Origin of the sequence: Ulvibacter antarcticus, assembly GCF_003688405.1 — a bacterium.
GTDB classification, from domain to species: Bacteria; Bacteroidota; Bacteroidia; order Flavobacteriales; family Flavobacteriaceae; genus Ulvibacter; species Ulvibacter antarcticus.
In genome coordinates, this window is record NZ_REFC01000017.1 from 15893 (window position 1) to 36811 (window position 20919).

General features: G+C 35.6%; 20 protein-coding genes and 2 tRNA genes. 11 read left to right on the plus strand and 11 right to left on the minus strand.

Going from position 1 to position 20919, the window contains the following annotated elements; translation table 11 throughout:
* Window positions 1-46: 46 nt before the first annotated feature.
* Window positions 47-295: a hypothetical protein gene (locus BXY75_RS16425; RefSeq protein ID WP_121908870.1), complete on the plus strand. Its 249-nt coding sequence runs from the start codon at window positions 47-49 to the stop codon at window positions 293-295.
* Between the two features lie 163 nt (window positions 296-458).
* Here the strand turns inward: BXY75_RS16425 and BXY75_RS16430 are convergent, their stop codons facing one another.
* Window positions 459-896: a hypothetical protein gene (locus tag BXY75_RS16430; RefSeq protein WP_121908871.1), complete on the minus strand. Its 438-nt coding sequence runs from the start codon at window positions 894-896 to the stop codon at window positions 459-461.
* Between the two features lie 144 nt (window positions 897-1040).
* On the opposite strand from BXY75_RS16430, the gene BXY75_RS16435 reads away from it, so the two are divergent.
* From BXY75_RS16435 to BXY75_RS16450, 4 genes are all read left to right on the plus strand, one after another.
* On the plus strand, window positions 1041-1274 hold the full coding sequence (locus tag BXY75_RS16435; protein ID WP_147437307.1) for a hypothetical protein: 234 nt from the start codon (window positions 1041-1043) through the stop codon (window positions 1272-1274).
* Window positions 1275-1507: 233 nt separating this feature from the next.
* Complete coding sequence (locus BXY75_RS16440; protein ID WP_170152917.1) at window positions 1508-2017, plus strand: hypothetical protein; 510 nt, start codon at window positions 1508-1510, stop codon at window positions 2015-2017.
* Window positions 2018-2019: 2 nt separating this feature from the next.
* Window positions 2020-2508 (plus strand): helix-turn-helix domain-containing protein, encoded by a 489-nt coding sequence (locus BXY75_RS16445; RefSeq protein WP_121908874.1) that lies wholly within the window; start codon window positions 2020-2022, stop codon window positions 2506-2508.
* Complete coding sequence (locus BXY75_RS16450; RefSeq protein ID WP_121908875.1) at window positions 2501-2932, plus strand: hypothetical protein; 432 nt, start codon at window positions 2501-2503, stop codon at window positions 2930-2932. The genes BXY75_RS16445 and BXY75_RS16450 overlap by 8 nt, the downstream gene beginning before the upstream one ends.
* A 235-nt stretch (window positions 2933-3167) precedes the next feature.
* On the opposite strand, the gene BXY75_RS16455 is transcribed toward BXY75_RS16450, so the two are convergent.
* The 3 genes from BXY75_RS16455 to mutS all read right to left on the minus strand — a co-directional run bounded on the left by BXY75_RS16455 (window position 3168) and on the right by mutS (window position 6236).
* Window positions 3168-3251: transfer RNA gene (locus BXY75_RS16455), tRNA-Leu, on the minus strand.
* A 99-nt stretch (window positions 3252-3350) separates the two neighbouring features.
* Window positions 3351-3423 (minus strand) — tRNA-Gly (locus tag BXY75_RS16460).
* A gap of 188 nt (window positions 3424-3611) precedes the next feature.
* Complete coding sequence (gene mutS / locus BXY75_RS16465; protein ID WP_121908876.1) at window positions 3612-6236, minus strand: DNA mismatch repair protein MutS; 2625 nt, start codon at window positions 6234-6236, stop codon at window positions 3612-3614.
* Window positions 6237-6656: 420 nt separating this feature from the next.
* On the opposite strand from mutS, the gene BXY75_RS16470 reads away from it, so the two are divergent.
* Window positions 6657-7193, plus strand: coding sequence for an RNA methyltransferase (locus BXY75_RS16470; RefSeq protein WP_121908877.1), 537 nt, complete (start codon window positions 6657-6659; stop codon window positions 7191-7193).
* Between the two features lie 52 nt (window positions 7194-7245).
* Here BXY75_RS16470 and folK read toward each other — a convergent pair whose 3' ends face one another.
* Window positions 7246-8373 (minus strand): 2-amino-4-hydroxy-6-hydroxymethyldihydropteridine diphosphokinase, encoded by a 1128-nt coding sequence (gene folK, locus BXY75_RS16475; protein WP_121908878.1) that lies wholly within the window; start codon window positions 8371-8373, stop codon window positions 7246-7248.
* A gap of 182 nt (window positions 8374-8555) precedes the next feature.
* Between folK and BXY75_RS16480 the strand changes: the two genes are divergently transcribed.
* From BXY75_RS16480 to BXY75_RS16490, 3 genes are read left to right on the plus strand one after another with little or no spacing between them, the layout of a single operon-like run.
* Entirely contained in the window at window positions 8556-9230 is a 675-nt protein-coding gene (locus BXY75_RS16480; protein ID WP_121908879.1) for a queuosine precursor transporter, read from the plus strand.
* Between the two features lie 5 nt (window positions 9231-9235).
* The gene (locus BXY75_RS16485) at window positions 9236-11893 is read left to right on the plus strand and encodes an AsmA-like C-terminal region-containing protein (RefSeq protein WP_121908880.1); all 2658 of its coding nucleotides are present in this window, start codon (window positions 9236-9238) and stop codon (window positions 11891-11893) included.
* Between the two features lie 14 nt (window positions 11894-11907).
* The gene (locus BXY75_RS16490) at window positions 11908-12540 is read left to right on the plus strand and encodes a hypothetical protein (RefSeq protein WP_147437308.1); all 633 of its coding nucleotides are present in this window, start codon (window positions 11908-11910) and stop codon (window positions 12538-12540) included.
* Here the strand turns inward: BXY75_RS16490 and BXY75_RS16495 are convergent.
* A complete protein-coding gene (locus BXY75_RS16495; RefSeq protein ID WP_121908882.1) occupies window positions 12537-13331 on the minus strand; it encodes a DUF2797 domain-containing protein in 795 nt (264 codons plus the stop codon). The genes BXY75_RS16490 and BXY75_RS16495 overlap by 4 nt on opposite strands.
* Window positions 13332-13376: 45 nt before the next feature.
* Between BXY75_RS16495 and BXY75_RS16500 the strand changes: the two genes are divergently transcribed.
* Window positions 13377-14891: a GH3 auxin-responsive promoter family protein gene (locus tag BXY75_RS16500; RefSeq protein ID WP_121908883.1), complete on the plus strand. Its 1515-nt coding sequence runs from the start codon at window positions 13377-13379 to the stop codon at window positions 14889-14891.
* Between the two features lie 192 nt (window positions 14892-15083).
* A complete protein-coding gene (locus BXY75_RS16505; protein ID WP_121908884.1) occupies window positions 15084-15269 on the plus strand; it encodes a hypothetical protein in 186 nt (61 codons plus the stop codon).
* Window positions 15270-15452: 183 nt separating this feature from the next.
* Here the strand turns inward: BXY75_RS16505 and clpX are convergent, their stop codons facing one another.
* From clpX to BXY75_RS16530, 5 genes are all read right to left on the minus strand, one after another.
* Window positions 15453-16685, minus strand: a complete 1233-nt coding sequence (gene clpX, locus BXY75_RS16510) for an ATP-dependent Clp protease ATP-binding subunit ClpX (RefSeq protein WP_121908885.1) — start codon at window positions 16683-16685, stop codon at window positions 15453-15455.
* 36 nt (window positions 16686-16721) lie between these two features.
* The gene (gene clpP, locus BXY75_RS16515) at window positions 16722-17399 is read right to left on the minus strand and encodes an ATP-dependent Clp endopeptidase proteolytic subunit ClpP (protein WP_121908886.1); all 678 of its coding nucleotides are present in this window, start codon (window positions 17397-17399) and stop codon (window positions 16722-16724) included.
* Window positions 17400-17481: 82 nt separating this feature from the next.
* On the minus strand, window positions 17482-18801 hold the full coding sequence (gene tig / locus BXY75_RS16520) for a trigger factor (protein WP_121908887.1): 1320 nt from the start codon (window positions 18799-18801) through the stop codon (window positions 17482-17484).
* Window positions 18802-18913: 112 nt separating this feature from the next.
* Entirely contained in the window at window positions 18914-19255 is a 342-nt protein-coding gene (locus BXY75_RS16525) for a phage holin family protein (protein WP_121908888.1), read from the minus strand.
* A 90-nt stretch (window positions 19256-19345) separates the two neighbouring features.
* Window positions 19346-20908, minus strand: a complete 1563-nt coding sequence (locus BXY75_RS16530) for an SGNH/GDSL hydrolase family protein (RefSeq protein ID WP_121908889.1) — start codon at window positions 20906-20908, stop codon at window positions 19346-19348.
* Window positions 20909-20919: the final 11 nt, after the last annotated feature.

The following is a 20919-nucleotide window of genomic DNA, read 5'->3' on the forward strand; positions in this document are numbered from 1 at the left end:
TAAACATTTTTGGAATAATTCCTAATTTTGGGAATTATTCCAAATTATGAAATACACAAACTACTTCAAGTCGACTATTAAATTAAATGGTGTTCCTAAATTAAATCCAGATCAATTTGCACGTCTCATGAATATTTGCTGTTTAGAAACAGACGTACACACTTTGGAAGAACTTAACATGAATAGCCAATCTATATTTCTTACAATAGGTAGAAAGAAGGATAAAATTGAAAAATTGACTAAAGGGAGGACTCCCGAATTATTGTTGCTTGAAATGCTAAAGTTATCGATGTGAATATAAAGACTATTTTGAGGTCATAACGCGCGCACTTAGAACCTAACAAAACTTCACTTTCAAAGTTTATGGTATCTGTTGGAGTGTTATTAAACTCATGGTGTTTTTCTTCCCATAAAAGAATTATTTTTAGCACGTTAAAAAAGGGAACAACCCTAAAAAATCATTTTAATTTCTTTCCGTTCCTATCATATATCCCACGATCAACAAGTTTTGACACAGACAACTTCCATTTCATAATATTAACTTTACGCTCCGAAATCCTTAAAGAAGAATTTAATATTCCATCTGAAGGCAAAGGTACAGTATCATATTTTTTAGCAAGAAACATCAATGAGTCCCATTTTTTCTCTAGTGGAAGTAACTCACTAAACACTTTTTCTATTAGATTAACACTGTATGTAAGGTCTGTTACTTCCCAAATTGAATCATTTCCACTTGGATTATATTGATAGTTGCCAAGTTGCTCCATTGTTACTCTCATGTCACTTATCACAGAATAATATAACTTGTTTTGTTCTTTTCGTTTATCAACTTTTTTATCACACGATAATAAGATCAAAGCAGTAATACAAACCAAAAAAAATAAGAAATTTTTCATAATTTAGGATATAAATTTGAAATAGAATCAATAAATCTAGTAAAAATTAATACTTTAAAGACTATTTTGAGGTCATAACGCATGTATATAGAATTAACAAGACCTACATTGTTTAGCCTGTCAATAAAGAACCTTTTTTTAAATATGAAAATCCAAGAATTTGAGAATTTATCAAATATTGAAAAGTTCAATGCTACAATTGACGTAGGCGAATTTGTTATGTGCATAACTGAAGGTACTAAAAAATGTTTACTCTATTCTATCTCTTCATTTTTTGTAGAAGAACAATGGTGCATTTCCAGTAAGAAAATAGAAGGATATAAAAGTTTTACTGAGGGAAAATTACTCGATAAGTTTACTGGCATTATTCTATCTTAATATCTACTTTAAAGCGATCTATTTTAAGCATAGAAAACATTACTAATAAAAAATCATTCATTTGTCAAGATTGTATTTATACTTAATAATCTTCAGAATAAAAAAACTATTGTATATTTAATCACTCCCTAGTTAATTCAATTTGATTTTTAATCGCAATAAAATAATTTATTTCATTTTTAACACATATGATTTAATAAATTGTTTAATTTGCACTTAACTTATAAGTGAATTTGGAATTTAAATTACTAGCACTAAAGACACTTTCATTTAATAAGGTGAGGTACTATTCTATTCAAAAAGAAGGATTTGAAAAATCCGAATTTAAGGATTTTACAGATAGAATGATACTTTTGGGCGCAAGTGACTCTAGAGTACTAAGTGATCTTATTGAAATTAGATCTCAATTAAAATTAATTGGTGACAAATTTGGCGCAAAAACAAATAAATTTAAAATGGAAGGAAAGGCATTTGGCTTAGCCTTGCAATATCCCTCTAGAAAGAACAAACTTGGAATTTATGGGCTACGCGTTTATTGTATTATTTTATCAGATAATATAGTTATTCTTATGAATGGTGGTGACAAAACAAAAAAGAAAGCACAGGATTGTAGTAATGTGTCTATTTACTTTCATGAAGCAAACCATTTTACTACTATTTTTAACAATTATATTCAAGACGGCACACTAAATAAATATTATCGTGATCTCATTAATGATAATGATGATCCTTTATTCTATTAATTATGGCAAAATTAGAGCATTCAACAGAAGACTTTTCATTTTTTAGTAACAACGAGAAGTCAATTGATCTTTATATTGATAGAGCATTTGAAATTTCAGAAAGAATTAATGCTATATTAATCTATAAAGGAATTTCTCAAAAAGAACTGGCTTCTATGCTAGGTAAGTCTGAATCTCAAGTGAGTAAATGGACTTCAGGAGTGCATAATTTTACGATAAAAACTATAACAAAATTAGAAAGTGTATTAGAAGAAACAATCATAATACCTGTTGGTGGTGAAGAATTTAACAAAAAAGAACAGATAATTTATTTGAGTGATGAAAATTCAATCAATACAGTTTATTCACAAACCAAAATAATTGAAGGTAAATTTCTTTTCGCAAGTGAACCAGCCTGCGAATACAAAAGGATAAAACCCAGTAAAAAAACAACCAAAGGAAATAAAGAAATATCTTACAAAATAAGTAAACTTATAAAAGTAGATGAGTAGTTTAGGACTTGAAATATTATCTTTAAAAGAAATCTTGTTTAAAGTTGACAAGGATGCATTAATTAAATTAAAAGACGATTTTGACATTTTAAAAATTGACCAAACTTTCAATATAGAAACTATAAAGAATGCAAAAGATAAAGTAGGAATCTCTTATACACTCCAAGCATTTGTAAAGTTAAATCAGAAGAATAAATTACTTTTTGAATTTAATGCTTACTTCTTATTTCAAATTGAAAGTGTTGAAAAAATAAAAAGGAAGAAAGGGAAGATTATTGAAATAGATCAAGATTTATTAAGACTATTAGCATCTGTATGTGTTGGTACTAGTAGAGGGATCTTATCTCAAAAATCAAATAGTCTACCTCCCAATTTTATTCTACCAATTATTGATTTCGAAGAATTAAATAACAACATGACATAATTTTATTAATCTAATTCTAATTTATTCCGTCCAAAATTTTAAAATCTGTTGGTTTTTAATTTAAATCATATTTCTCTCCAATTATTAAAATTGATTGAGTTCAATTTATTGATTAAAAGTGGCACATGAAAATTTCATTGATCACATATTTTCAAAATACTGACTAATCGCTGACTAAATCACTAACAAGAAAACCGCAACAAGTTATAAAATAACAAGTTACGGTTTTTCTATGTACTGATGGCGGGACTTGAACCCGCACGCCCAAAAGAGCACAGGATTTTAAGTCCGGCGTGTCTACCAATTCCACCACATCAGCAAATCGGTTACAGTCTGTAACCTGGTAGTATTTAATTATAAGCGAAAAACGGCCCCGATGCTTCGGGGGAACCCGCGACCTTGTGAGGTCTCGCTTTCGAGCGAAAAACGGGATTCGAACCCGCGACCTCCACCTTGGCAAGGTGGCGCTCTACCAACTGAGCTATTTTCGCGATTTTTAAGAACATAACTTACTTTTAGTACCATTGCACTGTTGCGAGTAAGCAGCTGCAAATTTAAAATTTTTATACCAATACCAAAGGTTTTTCTTAAGATATTTTAATGATTCAGACGCCTGGAAAACCTCCTCTTACAGAGCGGTATAAGCTATAAAATGACAATTTCGAAGCCTTTTTAAGTTTTATTTTTTGATTTTTACTGAAGCACTTCGTTGTAACATCCGCTTAATTTCATTAAGTTTCATCAAGGCTTCCACCGGTGTTAAGGTATCGATATCAATATCCAAAATTTCATCACGTAGCTCTACCAACAACGGATCATCTAGTTTAAAGAAACTGAGTTGCATTTCATCTTTGGAAATAGCCTTCATTTCTTCTGTCAATTCTTCGGAAGAATGTAATTTCTCCAGTCTTTTCAGTATTTTATTTGCGCGATGTAATACAGCCTGTGGCATTCCCGCCATCTTTGCAACATGAATTCCGAAGCTGTGATGTGAACCTCCAGGCACCAGTTTCCGAAGAAAAAGAACATCATCCTTTAATTCTTTAACTGCAACATTATAATTTTTAATCCGAGCAAAAGTCTCGGTCATTTCATTAATCTCATGATAATGAGTAGCAAATAAAGTTTTAGCTCTCGAAGGGTGCTCATGCAAATACTCACTGATAGCCCAGGCAATAGAAATTCCATCATACGTACTGGTTCCTCGTCCTATCTCATCTAAAAGCACTAAACTTCGTTCAGAAATATTGTTAAGGATACTCGCAGTCTCATTCATTTCAACCATAAAAGTAGACTCACCCATTGAAATGTTATCACTGGCTCCTACTCTAGTAAATATCTTGTCAACATAGCCCATGCGAACGGCCTTTGCCGGAACAAAACTTCCCATCTGCGCCAACAATACAATAAGGGCAGTCTGTCGTAAAATAGCAGATTTACCACTCATATTCGGACCCGTAATCATCACCAACTGCTGATTTTCCCTATCTAAAAACACATCGTTTGCGATATATGGATTATCAGGTGGGAGTTGCTTTTCTATCACCGGATGCCGCCCTTCTTTTATGTCCAAATCGAAGGAATCATCGAATAACGGACGGGAATAATTAGCTATTTTCGCCTGACTAGCAAAAGAACACAAACAATCGAGTTCGGCAATCAAAGCTGCATTTTGCTGCACAACCCCAATAAACTGCAAGCTCCATGTCACCAATTTGGCAAAAATCTCTTGCTCTAAAGCTGTAATCTTCTCTTCTGCGCCAAATATTTTGGATTCGTATACCTTAAGTTCCTCAGTTATATATCGCTCTGCCGAAACCAAAGTTTGTTTCCGGATCCATTCTTCAGGCACTTTATCTTTATGGGTGTTTCTTACTTCAATATAATAGCCAAATACATTATTGGAAGCAATTTTTAAAGAACTAATGCCGGTTCGTTCAATTTCACGAGCCACCATTTGATCCAAATAGTCTTTTCCACCTTTTGAAATATTTCTTAACTCATCCAGGCTATCATTAAAACCAGGAGCAATTGCATTTCCTTTTAAAATATTTACCGGAGCTTCTTCATTTAGTGTTGTCTTGATTTTCTCTCTCAACAATTCACAATCCTGAAGCTGCTCCCCAATAATTTTGACCGATTCATTTTCAGATAATAACGTCTGAGCTTTTACTGGAATAATGGCTTCCAGAGAATTCTTCAATTGAACAAGTTCACGCGGATTGATTTTAGCCGTTGCGACCTTTGATATTAACCGTTCCAAATCTCCAATTCGCTTAATATGAGACTGTATCTTACCTAAAACCAACTCATTACCAAGCAGATAACTTACAATTTCATGTCTTCGGGTTATCTTTTCCACATTCTTTAACGGGAGTGCCATCCAGCGCTTTAACAATCTGCCTCCCATGGGAGAAATTGTCTTATCAATTACTTCTAGTAAGGTTACTGCATTTTGCTGAGTAGAATGGTATAACTCGAGATTTCGAATGGTAAAACGGTCCATCCAGACATAATCATCTTCTGCAATTCTGGCAATTTTTGAGATATGTTGTAATTTGGTATGCCGCGTTTCGCTTAGATAGTGTAATGCAGCTCCGGATGCAACAACGCCATCTTCGAGATGATCGATTCCAAAACCTTTTAAATTCTTGGTGTCAAAATGTTTCAGAAGTACTTCGGAAGCGTAATCTGTTTGAAAAACCCAATCTTCCAGATGAAACACATGAAAATTATCCCCAAAAGTTTCAGAAAATAACTTTCTTTTTTGTTTGCTGAAAAGCACTTCGGAAGGGTTAAAATTTTGAAGCAACTTATCGATGTATTCGGCAGATCCTTCCGAAGTTAAAAACTCTCCCGTTGAAACATCCAAAAATGAAACTCCAATAGTCTTAGTTCGGGAATTACCAAAATGTACAGCCGCCAAAAAATTATTAGATTTCGACTGAAGAATATCATCATTTAAAGCCACCCCTGGAGTTACTAACTCAGTTACGCCTCTTTTTACGATGGTTTTAGTCTGCTTTGGATCTTCCAACTGATCGCAAATCGCGACTCTACAACCGGCCATTACAAGTTTAGGCAGATACGTATTTAATGAATGGTGTGGAAAACCGGCCAACGCTACATTATCACCTCCGTTATTTCTAGCGGTGAGTGTAATATTCAAAATACCGGCAGCCCTTACTGCATCTTCCCCAAATGTTTCATAAAAATCACCCACACGAAAGAGTAATAATGCATCAGGATATTTCGCCTTGATGGTATTATATTGCTTCATTAAAGGCGTGACTTTTTTTGCCATATCATTACCTGCTCAGGCAGGTATCTTTTTATTTCACACAGAATATTCTGAACTAGTAAAAATAAGGAAATTGCACTTTTTTATAAATAGAACTGATTGATATTTATTGAAAGTTTTTCACAAATAAGACCGCAAAAGGTAAAAAACTTAAAACAATAGATTTTAAGAGCGTATTTTAACCTAGCGGACGTCCATAGTGGTCAAAAACAATTAATGCTCTAAAATGATATTGACTTTTGATGAATTTCAATATATAAACTTTATTACTCTGCTGTGTTATTATAAATATTATTTATTTTACCGTAATCTCTATAAAATTTCAAGAATCTATAAGAATAATTTATAGCCCTTGTTTTTATTTTTCAAAGCTTTTCAAAAAAGGCTAAGTGTTGATGAAATTAAAATTTTAGTTTTGCGATCATGAAACATCGAAAGTTAAAAAATAGCGAACTAGACCGAATAAGTTCCGAAGAGTTTATTTCATCAGAAAAAACACCGCTTATTATTATACTCGATAATATTCGTAGTTTGAATAATATTGGATCCGTATTTAGAACCGCAGATGCATTTCTAATTCAAAAAATCTATCTCTGTGGCTTTACTGCAACTCCTCCTCATAAAGATATCCAAAAAACGGCTTTAGGAGCAACCGATAGTGTTGATTGGGAATATGCAGAAGATACACTCCCGCTCATTGAGAAACTGCAAAAAGAAGGTGTATTCGTCACGTCAATAGAACAATCGGAAAACTCCATTATGCTTGATAAATTTGAAACGGATAAAAATAGAACCTATGCAGTCGTTTTCGGGAACGAAGTAAAAGGTGTTGCTCAAAATGTGGTTACCGCAAGTGACGCAGTAATTGAAATCCCGCAGTTTGGAACCAAACATTCATTAAACATAGCTGTTAGTGCTGGAATTGTACTTTGGGATCTTTTCTGCAAGCTGAAACGATAGTTGTAAAAACTACATGTTCATAAAGCTTTATCGTGATATAGCAATATATAAATTACGATATTATCTGTTTTAGCACAGTCAAATAGTCCTTGCGATTTTTTATGAAGTCTAAAGATGAAATGTCTATAATCTTGATCGTTTCACTATGCTGTGATTTTATAAAATCTAGATAACCATCGTTTATTTTTTGCAGATACTCAGCTTCTATACTTTGCTCATAAGAACGTCCTCTTTTTTTAATATTTTCAAGCAAGCGCTCTGTATTTTGATATAAGTAAACATAAACATCCGGTTTTGGAAGCTCTTTATGCATCAAATGAAATAACTTTTTGTACAGATTGAACTCTTCATCCTGCAATGTCACTTTGGCAAATATCAACGATTTGTATGCGTCGTAATCGGCAATCACACAATCTTTAAACAAATCAAATTGGGTGATATCCTCTAGCAATTGTTGGTATCGATCGGCCAAGAATGACATCTCCAATGGAAAAGCATAACGCTGCTGGTTTTTATAAAACTTAGGTAGAAACGGATTATCCTTAAAACGTTCCAAAATAAGCTTCGCATTAAAATCGGACGACAATTGCGATGCCAGACTTGTTTTCCCGGCGCCAATATTTCCTTCAATGGCGATATAGTTATACTTTGAAAGATCGTAATCTTTAATAGGATTTCGAAGCCATTTTGATTGCTTCGAAATAATGCTTTTGTCTGAAGTTTCAGACAAAAGTTGTATCATACTTTTTTTAAGAATAGCATGCTCAAACTCAGGATTAAGATCAACCATTGGCTGAAGCACAAACCTTCTATCTTGTAAATGTGGATGAGGAATTTTGAGCGATTTTGTGTCTTTGACCAAGTCATCGATAAACAAAATATCTATATCGATGGGTCGGGAAGTAAAGGAATCGTTGTCATTTCGCTCCCTTCCCATTTTTTTCTCAATAGCCAATATCTTATCTAAAAGCTTTCCTGAGGACAGTCGGCTTTGAACCTGAATCACACAATTCAGAAAATCGTCACCTTCAAACCCCATTGCCGGAGTTTGATACACTGCCGAAATCTTCAAAACAGTTCCAATCTCTTCAAAAATAGCATTTACGGCCTTTTGAAGATACTCAAACTTATTTCCCTGATTGCTTCCGAGGGAAAAATATATGTTCTGTAAAGCTTTGATCTTGTATAAATTTTTTAGGAAGTTTTGTAAACTCTTATCGCTCTATAATATTGGTAAAGGCACTAATTAATATAAAATAATGCCCTACTAAATTAGCACGAAATTAACGAAAAGAAAAATACTTCCTAGTATCTTTATCCCTTTTAAAAACCATTGTGGCGACACTTACTGTAAAAAATAAAATGTTAGCCGATCGCATCTATTTGATATTAGGTGCATTGTTTATTTCCTCATTGGTAGTTTCGAATTTAATTTTTCAGAAATTTTTTTACTGGGATTTCTTCGGAATCTATACCTTCGAAATATCGGTTGGGATATTACCCTATCCTATTACTTTTTTAATAACAGACATCATTAGTGAGATCTATGGAAAAAAGAAAGCAAACGAATTAGTCACGGCAGGTATTTTCGCATCTTTCTTTTCACTTTTAATTGTGTGGGCTTCAGATTCGGTGCCCGCAACTACCTGGAGCCCTATAGACGATCCATTATTTACCCGCGTTTTTGGCGCTACCGCCATTGCCGTTTTTGCTTCCATGATCGCGTATTTATTGGCACAGTACTTTGACATTCAAATCTTTCATTTTTGGAAAAGACTTACGAAAGGAAAACACCTCTGGCTTCGGAATAATTTTTCCACTTTTTCATCGCAGTTTGTCGACACATTTACCGTATTGATACTTCTTTGCAGCTTTGGAAAAATTGAATGGTCATTATTTGGACCGCTTCTTTTAAGTGGGTTTATATTTAAAATTTTAATTGCCATACTTGACACTCCATTTCTATATGCCGCTGTTTTTGCACTTCGGAAGAAATTCGGACTAAAAATGGGTGAAGAATTGATATTACAGAATTAGAAACTATGAAAAAAATACTTAAAATAGCAGGGATATTTCTTGCAGTCGTCATTCTACTTTTAGCATTATCCCCTTTATTTCTGAAAGGAACAATGGAAAAATTAGCGAAAAACACTATCGACAAAAACATCAACGCAGATGTAAGCTGGGAAGAATTTGATCTTAGTCTTTTCAGAAATTTCCCCGACGCAGCGCTTACTATTAGGAATTTTAGCGTGATAAACCGCGCTCCATTTGAAGGTGACACACTTGCTAAAGGTTCTCTTTTAAGCATCAATATGGGTGTTACCCAATTGTTTAAAAGTGGGGACAACCCTATTGAAGTAGATGGCCTGTTACTGGAAAATTCTTTGGTAAATATTTTAATAGATTCTACCGGCCAGAATAATTATGATATTGCCATAAAGAAAGATGCACCAATCGCTTCCGAAACTTCCACAGATGATAGTGGCTTCACTTTCGGACTTAAAAAATATGAGTTGAAAAATTCGCGTATCAACTATTTGGATGAGTCCACTCAAACATTTATGATGCTGAAAGATGTAAATCACAGCGGAAAAGGAGACTTTTCTTTATCTCAATCTGAACTTGACACAGAAACTACAGCCAAAGTAACTATGAGGCTTGGAGATGTGGAATATCTAAGTGAAAATGATGTGTCTTTGAATGCGGTGATTCAAATGGATCTTGATAACCTAAAATATACCTTCTTAGAGAATGAAGCCAAAATAAATGAATTACCTCTTACCTTCAATGGCTTCGTAAAAGTGAATGAAACGAATAACGAGATTGACATCAACTTTAAAACTCCTTCTTCCGATTTTAAAAACTTTCTAGCAGTTATTCCGAAGGAATATGTAAAAAATCTCGACGGGGTAACTACAACAGGTAATTTTACTGTCGACGGACTTATACAAGGCGTGGTAGATGAAACCCATATCCCAAAACTGGACATTAAAATTGCAAGTAATAATGCCTCTTTTAAATATCCTGATTTACCAAAAGCAGTACAAAATATATCTATCAACGCACAACTAAAAAATGACAGCGGACTTTTAGACGATACCTATCTTACCATTAGCAGTTTATCTTTTAAGATCGATGATGAACTTTTTACCGCTCACGGTGACATTAGAAATTTAACCGGCAATATGTTGGTCGATCTTGCCATGAAAGGCACCTTGAATCTTGCCAATATAGAAAAAGTACTTCCCGTGGAGCTTGACCAGGACTTGAGCGGTGTCTTTAAAGCGGACCTTTCTGCAAAATTTGACATGGCATCTATAGAAAAAGAAAAATATGAAAACGTAAGCACCAACGGAACAGCAAGTCTCACCAACTTTAATTACAAAAATGCCGGATTTAAAAATGATATTAAGATTTCAAAGGCGGCAATCACGATGCTTCGTGGTAATAACATTAACTTGAATGAGCTAAATGCAACATCCGGACAAACAGACATTAATGCTAGCGGGGACATACACAATCTAATCCCTTTTTTAATGTCGAAACAGGATTTAAGAGGCCGATTTAAGGTGCAATCAAACACCTTTAACCTGAATGATTTTATGGCTTCGGAAAATGCTTCAGAAGCAACCAAATCTAAAGGAGGAAACGCGAATTCTTCCGAAGCGAAATCAGTAAAAATCCCGGATTTCCTAAATGCTACAATAGATTTTTCAGCAGGGAAAGTCATTTATGATGATCTGGTTCTCAATAACACCAAAGGAACAGTAACGATAAAAGACGAGGCGGCAACTTTATCGAACGTTACAACTTCTACTTTGGGTGGAGATGTTGCCCTCTCCGGAAATGTTTCAACAAAAAACAATACGCCTTCCTTTACAATGGATCTCGATTTGAAGAAGATCGATATTGCGCAGTCTTTTAATCAGTTGGACTTGTTGAAATTTATCGCACCAATAGCGAGCGCATTACAAGGGAGTTTAAATACCACCTTAAAATTAAGTGGAAACCTAAACGGTGATCTTACACCTCAACTAAATTCGCTGGCTGGAAATGCATTGGCAAAAATTCTAACAGCAGAAGTGGATCCTAATAAAGCACCTTTGTTAAATAAACTTGGAGAACAGGTTCCGTTCTTAAATATCAACCAACTTAGCTTAAGAGATCTTAGCACTGCCCTAACTTTTAACAATGGATATATTGTTGTGAAACCATTTACTTTCGATGTAAAAGGTATCAATGTTACTGCCGGCGGAAGTCATGGTCTGGACAAAAACATCGACTACAGTCTTATGCTGGACGTGCCGGCAAAATTCCTAGGTAGTGATGTGACTAAACTACTTGCCAAATTGGACCCAAAAGAGGCGGAGACAACTACAGTTTCTATACCGGTAGGCTTATCAGGTACGTTTACGAGTCCGAAGTTTCAATTAAACACTGAAGCAGCCGTAAAATCACTGACACAAAAATTAATAGAAAAACAAAAGCAGGAGTTAATTACCAAAGGCACCGATATCTTAGGCGATATTATTTCCGGCAACACAACTAAACCTACCGATTCAACCAAAACCACCACTGGAACGACTAGCGGAGAAACAACATCAAAAGAAACTACAACCAAAGTGGTAACGGATATTTTGGGTGGTATCTTCGGAAACAAAAAGAAAAAAACGGACAGTACAAAAACCGGAAATTAAACTGATATAGGCGCATGTTTCTATTGTATTTACTTTTGGGAATGCTTATTAGCATATTGGGTACTATCCCGATGAGTGCTACTAATATTTCTGTAATTGCAACAACTAAAGAAGAATCACTTCCTAAGGCATTACCTATTGCTTTTGGCGCCGGATTAGGTGAAATGATGTTAGCTGTCATTGCGGTATTCTATAGCAATAGTATCGCCAATTTTTTTGAAACCAATCAATGGATCCAGATAACATCTGTTGTTATTTTTATTATTATTGGGTTTCTCTTTATATTCCCTAAGCTAGTAGATGTTGATTTCAAGGTAGATTCATCAGGTCAAAAACGTCCTTCAAAATTTATTACAGGTTTTCTACTTGGGTTTCTCAATCCGGGCGGAGTTTTATATTATATTCTAGCAGTATCATTAGCACAACAGTATATAATTTCTATCTCTAAAGTGAGTCCCTTACTTTTTTTAATGTTGTTTTTTGCAGGAGTATACATTGGTAAATGGGTTACACTCTATGTCTACGGAAAGTTAAGTGCGAAATTTGAAGATAAAGAACGTGGAAAGAACACCAAAATGTACAGAATAATTGGGATTATCTTAGTGGTAATTTCGACGGCTCAGGGAATACGGATGTTAATTAGTTAAGTCATTTTTAAAGTAACCACATAACCCTCGTTGCTGCGAACGTTAAAAACGGTATCATCGTCAAATATGAGATATTGCCCTTTGATGCCTTTTAATACAGCCTCAAAAAAAGGTGTTTTATCCAGATTAAGACTTTTTGGTTTTTTAGGATACTGAAGCACCGGAAATTTCAAATGGGTTTCGGAATTGTTTTCTATAAAATAATTCATTGCCTCTTCTGGAATAAACTGTTTAAGTTTTTCTCGCCAGTCTATAAGGTTTTCATCCTTAATTTCGTTTTTAAGCATCGTTCGCCAGTTAGTTTTATCGCCAACATGGTCTTTTAATGCAACTTCAGTAATTCCAGCCAAATATCTATTGGGAACCTCGACGATTTCTATAGCTTCATGCGCTCCCTGGTCGATCCAACGTGTAGGCACCTGATTTTTACGGGTAACACCTACTTTTACATTACTACTATTGGCTAAATAAACAATATGAGGTTGTAATTGCACCTTTTTCTCGTAATCCAGATCACGATCTTCTTTTCCAAGATGTGCCGTACTTAGCTCCGGCCTCATAATCCAATCGGCAGCTTGAGGAATTTCGAAAAAACAGTCATAACAAAAGCCTTGTCGGTAGATTTTCTTGTCTAAACTGCAATTTAAACACTGGTATTTTAAAAAGCTAATCGACACTTTTTTATCCAGTAATTGATTGACATTTAGGAAGTCATTCTCGAAAATTAGATAGTATTGTATAGGAGACCCGTTCTCAGTCTTCATTTTTGTTAAAACTCCTACGTAATTCATAAGAAGAAAATGGTTATTTTTATAGCATAAAGATAGGTCAAAAATATGCCAATAACCATTGTAAATTCAATCGCATCTTGGTTTTTAAAGAAACGATTTCATCAAATCGAGTTGTTTCTGAAGTACCCTATTGAAGTACAGGAAGAATTATTGAGCACCTTGATCTCGAAGGCAAAATTTACCGAAATCGGGAAGCAATACGATTTCGAGAGCATTAAAAACTACCAACAATTCGCTGAACGCATTCCGATTACTACTTACGAAGAAAATGAGGCGCAAATTGAACGAGCTCGTAGAGGAGAAAGTAATATTTTCTGGCCTACTCCTATTCGATGGTTCGCCAAGTCTAGTGGGACTACAAATGCCAAAAGTAAGTTTATACCGGTGAGCAGTGATTCGTTGGAAGATTGCCATTACGCTGCGAGTAAGGATCTATTGTGCATGTATTTAAATAACAATCCGAATTCTCAGTTATTTACAGGTAAAAGTCTGCGTTTGGGAGGAAGTAAGGAGTTGTATCAAGAGAATGGGACGATATTTGGAGATTTATCGGCAATACTTATAGACAATATGCCATTTTGGGCCGAATTTAGCAGCACACCCAGTAATGACGTGTCACTTATGGCGAATTGGGAAAACAAGATGCAGGCGATCGTTGATGAAACGATAAAGGAAAATGTTACCAGTTTAGCAGGTGTTCCTTCCTGGATGTTGGTTTTACTCAATAATGTCATTGAAACCACGGGTAAACAACACCTTTTGGAAGTGTGGCCTAATTTGGAGGTGTATTTTCATGGAGGCGTGAGCTTCGACCCTTATGTAGATCAGTATAAAAAGATTTTTCCTAATTCTGGAGTTAAGTACTATGAGACCTATAATGCTTCGGAAGGGTTCTTCGCTATTCAGGATAGAAACGATGAGAAAGATTTACTATTAATGCTTGACTACGGAATTTTCTACGAATTTATTCCAATGGACTCTTATGGTTCTTCCGAAGAAAAAGTTATCCCATTGAGCGAGGTAGAAGAAGGCGTAAATTATGCCATCATTATCACTACCAATGCCGGTCTATGGCGTTACAAAGTAGGTGATACAATACGGTTTACATCGACCAGTCCATATCGCATAAAAGTAACCGGTAGAACGAAGCATCATATTAATGTATTTGGTGAAGAATTAATTATAGAAAACGCGGAAGCTGCACTAAAAAAGGCTTCTCAACTAACGGAAAGTGAGATTGTAGATTATACAGCGGCACCTATTTTTATGTCAGGAAAAGATAAAGGTGCTCACGAATGGATTATTGAATTTAAGAAACCTCCAAATGATTTATCTAACTTTTCAAAACTCTTTGATGAAGCATTACAGCATGTAAATAGTGATTATGAAGCAAAACGTTTCAATAATATGACGCTCAATGCTCCAAAAATTCATTGTGCAAGAGAGCGATTATTCTATGATTGGTTAAAGGAAAAAGACAAATTAGGAGGGCAACATAAGGTTCCGAGGCTGTCTAATTCCCGAGATTTTATTGAAGAGCTTCTTATCCTAAATATTTAAATTCCCACAACATCGATTAAAAACACGATTTTTCCGACGAACAAAACGCCGTAAATCGAGTGTTTACAACACTTCAACGATAATTTAAAAAATTGATGCATTTCAACGAGTATCTGATTCGCTTTAACTAATTCTTTTGGTAGTCCTTTTCTTACGCGCTATGTTTGTCCTGTTATCAACAAAACCCTCGCAATGAAAAAATTAATAATAATATTAGTCGTAGCAGTATTCGGACTCTCGCTCACCTCTTGTGGCACCGTCTCGAGTATACAAAATAGCGATATTGAAATCGCAGGATACACCCTTAAGAACAAGAAAGAATTAATGCAGCAGAAAGTTCTTAATAAAAAGGTGAAAACAGTGGTTGCAATGCCATGATACAAACGAAGTTTAAGTAAGTGAGTTTTTATATTCCAGGATCCCTGACAGCCAAGTTGGGGATTCTTTTTTTATATAGCTTCGGAAATGATTGTTTGCCTGTTCAAAGTAGAAATTAAAACAAAAAACCGCAATAACACCTTTCAGTATCGTTGCGGTTCGTATTTTTCCGAAGAAAACAGTTTAAGAAACAGCTTTCAATTTCTTGATTGTGGATTTATTAAGCTTTTCTATAACATAATCTTCTGTTACATGAAGCTTCTTATCATCGGTTCCAGGAAGTTCGAACATAGCATCTGTGAGCACTGCTTCACATAGCGAACGCAATCCTCTGGCTCCAAGTTTGTACTCAATCGCCCTTTCGACTATAAAATCCAAAGCTTCTTCAGTAATTATCAATTCTATGCCGTCCATCTCAAACAACTTTTTATACTGCTTGATGATAGCATTCTTAGGATCTGTTAAAATTGCTCTTAAAGTCCCTTTATCCAAAGGGTTCATATAAGCCAAGACCGGAAGTCGACCTATGATTTCGGGTATTAGCCCAAAATCTTTAAGATCTTTAGGAATGATGTATTTCAACATATGGTCACGTTCCATTCCATCCTCTTTTTTCGAAGCACTAAATCCAACTGCCTGCATATTTAGACGTTTAGAAATATGGCGTTCAATACCATCGAAGGCCCCTCCGGCGATAAAGAGTATATTTTCAGTGTCAACCTCTATAAACTTCTGATCCGGATGCTTACGTCCCCCTTTTGGCGGAACATTTACCACAGTACCTTCCAATAGTTTAAGTAAAGCCTGTTGTACCCCTTCACCACTTACATCACGGGTAATGGATGGATTGTCACTTTTCCGTGCTATTTTATCGATCTCGTCTATAAATACGATCCCATTTTGGGCTTTTTCGAGGTTATAATCGGCAGCTTGTAATAATCGGGTTAAGATACTTTCTACATCTTCTCCAACGTATCCGGCCTCCGTTAATACCGTCGCATCTACAATCGCTAAAGGCACATTAAGCATGCGCGCTATAGTCTTTGCTATTAAGGTTTTACCGGTTCCTGTCTGCCCTACTATAATGATATTACTTTTCTGTATTTCTATATCATCATCGGTCTTTGGCTGTAATAATCGCTTGTAGTGATTATAAACAGCAACAGACATCACCTTCTTCGTATATTCTTGTCCAATTACATAATCATCTAAAAACGCCTTAATCGTCTTGGGTTTTTTAAGCATCAACTCACTCGACAACTCATTGTTGGTCGAATGCAATGCTTCTTCCACAACGATGCCGTGAGCCTGCTCTATACAACGATCACAGATATGTGCATCCAGTCCGGCGATTAGCAGATTAGTTTCGGCTTTTTTACGGCCACAAAATGAACATTCTAAAACTTCTTTAGACATAATTTCTTTTCTGAAAATTCAATTTTCGAGTACAGTTTACTTATCTCTCGTTAAAATTTCGTCAATCATACCGTATTTTAATGCTTTATCTGCTTTCATCCAGTAATCCCTGTCACTATCTTCATATACCTTATCGTAGGTCTGGCCACTGTGTTTAGCAATAATTTTATAAAGCTCCTCTTTTAACGTAATGATCTCTTTGGCTGTAATTTCAATATCACTCGCCTGTCCTTGTGCACCACCCATTGGCTGATGAATCATGACACGAGAGTGTGTTAATCCACTACGCTTCCCTTTGGCACCTGCTGCAAGAAGAACCGCCGCCATAGAAGCTGCCATTCCTGTACAGATAGTCGCGACATCAGGTTTAATAAACTGCATCGTATCGTAAATTCCAAGTCCGGCATATACACTACCTCCCGGAGAGTTGATATAAATCTGGATATCTTTCGAAGCATCCGTACTTTCTAAAAACAGTAACTGTGCCTGAACAATATTAGCAACTTGGTCGTTGATTCCAGTACCCAAAAAGATGATACGATCCATCATTAAACGAGAGAACACATCGAATATAGCAATATTCATCTGTCGCTCTTCAATTATATTTGGGGTAAGATTTGTAGGATACATGCTACTTACGATCTGATCGTAATACATGCTATTGATCCCTTGATCCTTTATTGCAAAGTCTTTAAATTCTTTTCCGTAGTTCATAAAATTTTAAACGTTTTTCTAAAAAAATAAAAGCGTTGAACTGTTAAATTCAACGCCTAAATATAACTATTTTATTGCTGAATTACTCGTAAGCTTCTTTAATGAATTTCTCATAAGTAATCTCCTTAGTCTTCAGTTTTGCATTTTCCTTAAAAAACTGAAGCAATTTGTTTGTATTCAACTGTTCGCTAATACGTTTCACTTCTTCTTCATTCGACAGGATTCTTGAAGCGATATTATCCAACTCTTCATCTGAAGGATTCATTTGTCCAAATTGAGCCATCTGACCTTTAATCATTTCACGGCTATGCGCTTTTAATTCGTCAAAAGTTACTTGAATTTTATTTTCGTTACGAATCTTTCCTTCGATCAATTGGTAGCGTAATCCTTTTTCACTTCTCTCGTATTCGGCTTTTGCTTCTTCTTCCGTTAGCGGCTTTTCTCCCGACATTTGAATCCAACGTTGTAAAAACGCCCCTGGAAGTTCAAATTTCGTGTTATCGATAAGCGATTCAACAACATCATTCAACAATTTCTGGTCGCTTTGTTGTTCGAATTGCTTTTCCGCATCTTCCTTGATTTTAGCTTTTAGCTCAGCTTCCGAAGAAACCACTCCTTCCCCAAAAAGCTTATCAAAAAACTCCTGATTCATGTCGGCAAGTTCGCGCTTATTAACTTCTTCTATTTTTAAAGAAACTTCAATGTCCAATCCATGTGCATCCTCATGTTCAACTCCAAGATACTTTTGGTTATCATGATCATCACCAAACATCCCTTTAGTCTTCAAAGTAACTGTATCACCAACCTTAGCTCCTAGTAAAGCAGAAAGTTGTTTTTTTCCTTTTACTACTTCCGTACTAAGCGTTGCTTTATTTTCAATGTTTTTTTCTGAAGAGGTAAACGTTCCCGTGATCTCATCTTCCTTAGCTACTTCTTTCTTGGAAATCAACTTTCCATATTGCTTACGAATGGTTTTCACCTGATTGTCAAGCATTTTATCATCGGCTACTATTTTGTAGTTGGTGATCGTCTTTGCTTTTACATCAACATCAAATTTCGGGCTTAGACCTAAGTCAAATTCGAAAGAAAAATCGTCGGTATTCCAATCGATTTCCATTTCGTTCTTTGGTAATGGGTTTCCTAACACATCTAATTTCTCTTCCGTAAGGAAATTGTGCAAACTGTCCTGTAAAATCTTGTTTACTTCTTCAACCAATACTGCTTTTCCGTATTGCTTCTGAACCATTCCCATAGGTACATGTCCTTTTCTGAAGCCAGGAATATTCGCGGTTTTACGGTAATTGTTCAAAACAGATTGTACCTTATCTGAATAATCCTCTTTCTTGATATCTACTGTTACAACAGCATTTAATGTATCAATGTCTTTTTTTGTAATATTCATTTTCTAAAAAATTTTCCTTTAAAAATTGATGCTTGCACGCCGGCAAAGCGGGTGCAAAAGTAAGATTTTTTAAGGAAGTCAGCAAACTTTTCAGCTGCTGAAATTCTGCGAATTATTTGTCCTTCAAAAGACTATAAAGTATGGACTGTAAGAAAGATAACAGTAAACTAAAAAGTAATGCCCACCAGAAATTTGTTACAGTAAAGCCATCCACAAAATAATCGGCCATTAAGATGATACAGGCGTTTATAACCAATAAAAACAATCCAAGCGTAATTATGGTGACCGGAAGGGTTAAGAATACCAAAACGGGCTTTACAATCGCTCTTAACAATGCCAGTACAACAGCTACAATTACAGCCGATGTAAATCCTTCTACGCCCACACCCGGAAGTACATAAGCCAGAATAATCACCGCAACAGCAGTTAAAAATAATCTTAAGATAAGTTTCATAGTTTAAATTTTAGAATAAAGATAAAAAAAAACCGCTCTCATTTACATGAGAACGGTCTTTAAAGAATTTTATAAACTCTTACTAACTATTTAATTATTATTAGCAGCAGTAATAGTTGCGTAATCGCTGATCAATACTGTTGGTATATGAGCGTTGTACTTACGATTCATCTCGTTTATTATTAGGTTCGAAACGTATGCGTACCCTCTTGGTGTTGGGTGAACACCATCTAAAGAAAATGCCCCTCCTGTACCAAATGTGGATGTTAATACACCGCCATCGTACACAACACCTCCATTTGCTACTTGTGCTAAATTAGCTTTTGCATCAACAAAACCTAAATCTTTGGCATCGGCAATTGCCTGAATTGTTGCATTGTAAGCAGCTGCAGCCGTGGCTATCATTTGTTGTTCAACAGGAACTAATACAAATTGGTCTTCCATAGGATATGTCACACCGTTTACAGATAATTGACCTGCAGTCGCTGGAGGCACACCTGCAGCAACCAATGCGTCAAAACGACCTTGGTTTAATTTTCCTATTACACCCGAACTCACTAACACTGGTAAATCACCAGCATTTGCCTGTCTTGCTTGTCCAAATTGTTGACCATATAATCCAGCAGTCACCGGATCTAAACCTCCACCTACTAAAACTGCTGCAAGCTGAGCAGAAAGATCTGCTAAGCCTTCATCATGAATCACAAGACTACTCGCCGCTGTCTGTGAAAAAACAATTGATCTCTCAGGAACTCCTAAAAATGCAAATGCCTGATTTAAAGGTGTAAATGTTGCATTTAAAGTTGGGATCTGAGGTCCAAAATTAGGATCCAAAGGACTCAATGGAGCAAAAGGCACCGTTGTAAAATATGGAATTGAAGTTACGTCAGCAATATTTAATAAAACTCCATCTGCACCATTAGCAGTTAATGCATCTACTTGTCCGCTATAAGCAGCAGCAAATACATTAGGATCTGTAATATCGTTTGGTCCATAAGTTGAAGGGTCAAAATTTCCTGTCTGATCCACACCTGTACCACCTGAAGTAGCAAAACTTAAGATGTCGTTGTTACCAATCCATAGCGTAAAGAACGTTGGGTTCATAGCAGCTGCATCAGCAATTACCGTTGTACTTGTACTCGTCGCGAAACGAGTAAAGTAAGGATTCAAAGTTGCGTAACCTGGTGTTGATAAATGGAAGCTTTTTGCTCCAGGAACACCCATATTGTTAAATGGGCCAGGCAATACGTTTGAGATATCTGTAGTTGGCATTTCGTCTAAACGAACAGGAGCTCTATTGCCCTGATCATCTACCGAAAGCACGAATCTAGTACCGAATCCGGGAATTGGAGTACCATTACTAAGCAAACCACCAAAGTTATCGTTTACTAATGGTTGAGTGAAATCTCCACCACCTGCGAAAGCAAATTGCTGCGCCATAATGTTTGGATACGAATTCTCTTGTCCACTAAGGTATAATGAACCATCAGCATATCCTGCCGTAAGTGAGTTTCCTACTGCTACATATCTTGAAAGATCTGCAGATCCACTGTCGTAAAATCCTTCGTCTGAAACCGCAGTCTCAAACTCTGCATCACAACTTACCAAACCGATGGCTAGTAAGCCTAATACTATTTTAAATGTATTTTTCATCTTTTCTGAAT

What these genes read in the sequence shown, in the direction of transcription:
- BXY75_RS16435 (WP_147437307.1), top strand. Translation starts at nt 1,041, where the DNA reads ATGAAAATCCAAGAATTTGAGAATTTATCAAATATTGAAAAGTTCAAT.
- clpP (WP_121908886.1), bottom strand. Translation starts at nt 17,399, where the DNA reads ATGAACTACGGAAAAGAATTTAAAGACTTTGCAATAAAGGATCAAGGG.
- BXY75_RS16470 (WP_121908877.1), top strand. Translation starts at nt 6,657, where the DNA reads ATGAAACATCGAAAGTTAAAAAATAGCGAACTAGACCGAATAAGTTCC.
- BXY75_RS16450 (WP_121908875.1), top strand. Translation starts at nt 2,501, where the DNA reads ATGAGTAGTTTAGGACTTGAAATATTATCTTTAAAAGAAATCTTGTTT.
- BXY75_RS16445 (WP_121908874.1), top strand. Translation starts at nt 2,020, where the DNA reads ATGGCAAAATTAGAGCATTCAACAGAAGACTTTTCATTTTTTAGTAAC.
- mutS (WP_121908876.1), bottom strand. Translation starts at nt 6,236, where the DNA reads ATGGCAAAAAAAGTCACGCCTTTAATGAAGCAATATAATACCATCAAG.
- BXY75_RS16425 (WP_121908870.1), top strand. Translation starts at nt 47, where the DNA reads ATGAAATACACAAACTACTTCAAGTCGACTATTAAATTAAATGGTGTT.
- BXY75_RS16530 (WP_121908889.1), bottom strand. Translation starts at nt 20,908, where the DNA reads ATGAAAAATACATTTAAAATAGTATTAGGCTTACTAGCCATCGGTTTG.
- BXY75_RS16430 (WP_121908871.1), bottom strand. Translation starts at nt 896, where the DNA reads ATGAAAAATTTCTTATTTTTTTTGGTTTGTATTACTGCTTTGATCTTA.
- BXY75_RS16480 (WP_121908879.1), top strand. Translation starts at nt 8,556, where the DNA reads ATGTTAGCCGATCGCATCTATTTGATATTAGGTGCATTGTTTATTTCC.
- BXY75_RS16500 (WP_121908883.1), top strand. Translation starts at nt 13,377, where the DNA reads ATGCCAATAACCATTGTAAATTCAATCGCATCTTGGTTTTTAAAGAAA.
- BXY75_RS16485 (WP_121908880.1), top strand. Translation starts at nt 9,236, where the DNA reads ATGAAAAAAATACTTAAAATAGCAGGGATATTTCTTGCAGTCGTCATT.
- BXY75_RS16490 (WP_147437308.1), top strand. Translation starts at nt 11,908, where the DNA reads ATGTTTCTATTGTATTTACTTTTGGGAATGCTTATTAGCATATTGGGT.
- tig (WP_121908887.1), bottom strand. Translation starts at nt 18,801, where the DNA reads ATGAATATTACAAAAAAAGACATTGATACATTAAATGCTGTTGTAACA.
- BXY75_RS16505 (WP_121908884.1), top strand. Translation starts at nt 15,084, where the DNA reads ATGAAAAAATTAATAATAATATTAGTCGTAGCAGTATTCGGACTCTCG.
- BXY75_RS16495 (WP_121908882.1), bottom strand. Translation starts at nt 13,331, where the DNA reads ATGAATTACGTAGGAGTTTTAACAAAAATGAAGACTGAGAACGGGTCT.
- clpX (WP_121908885.1), bottom strand. Translation starts at nt 16,685, where the DNA reads ATGTCTAAAGAAGTTTTAGAATGTTCATTTTGTGGCCGTAAAAAAGCC.
- BXY75_RS16525 (WP_121908888.1), bottom strand. Translation starts at nt 19,255, where the DNA reads ATGAAACTTATCTTAAGATTATTTTTAACTGCTGTTGCGGTGATTATT.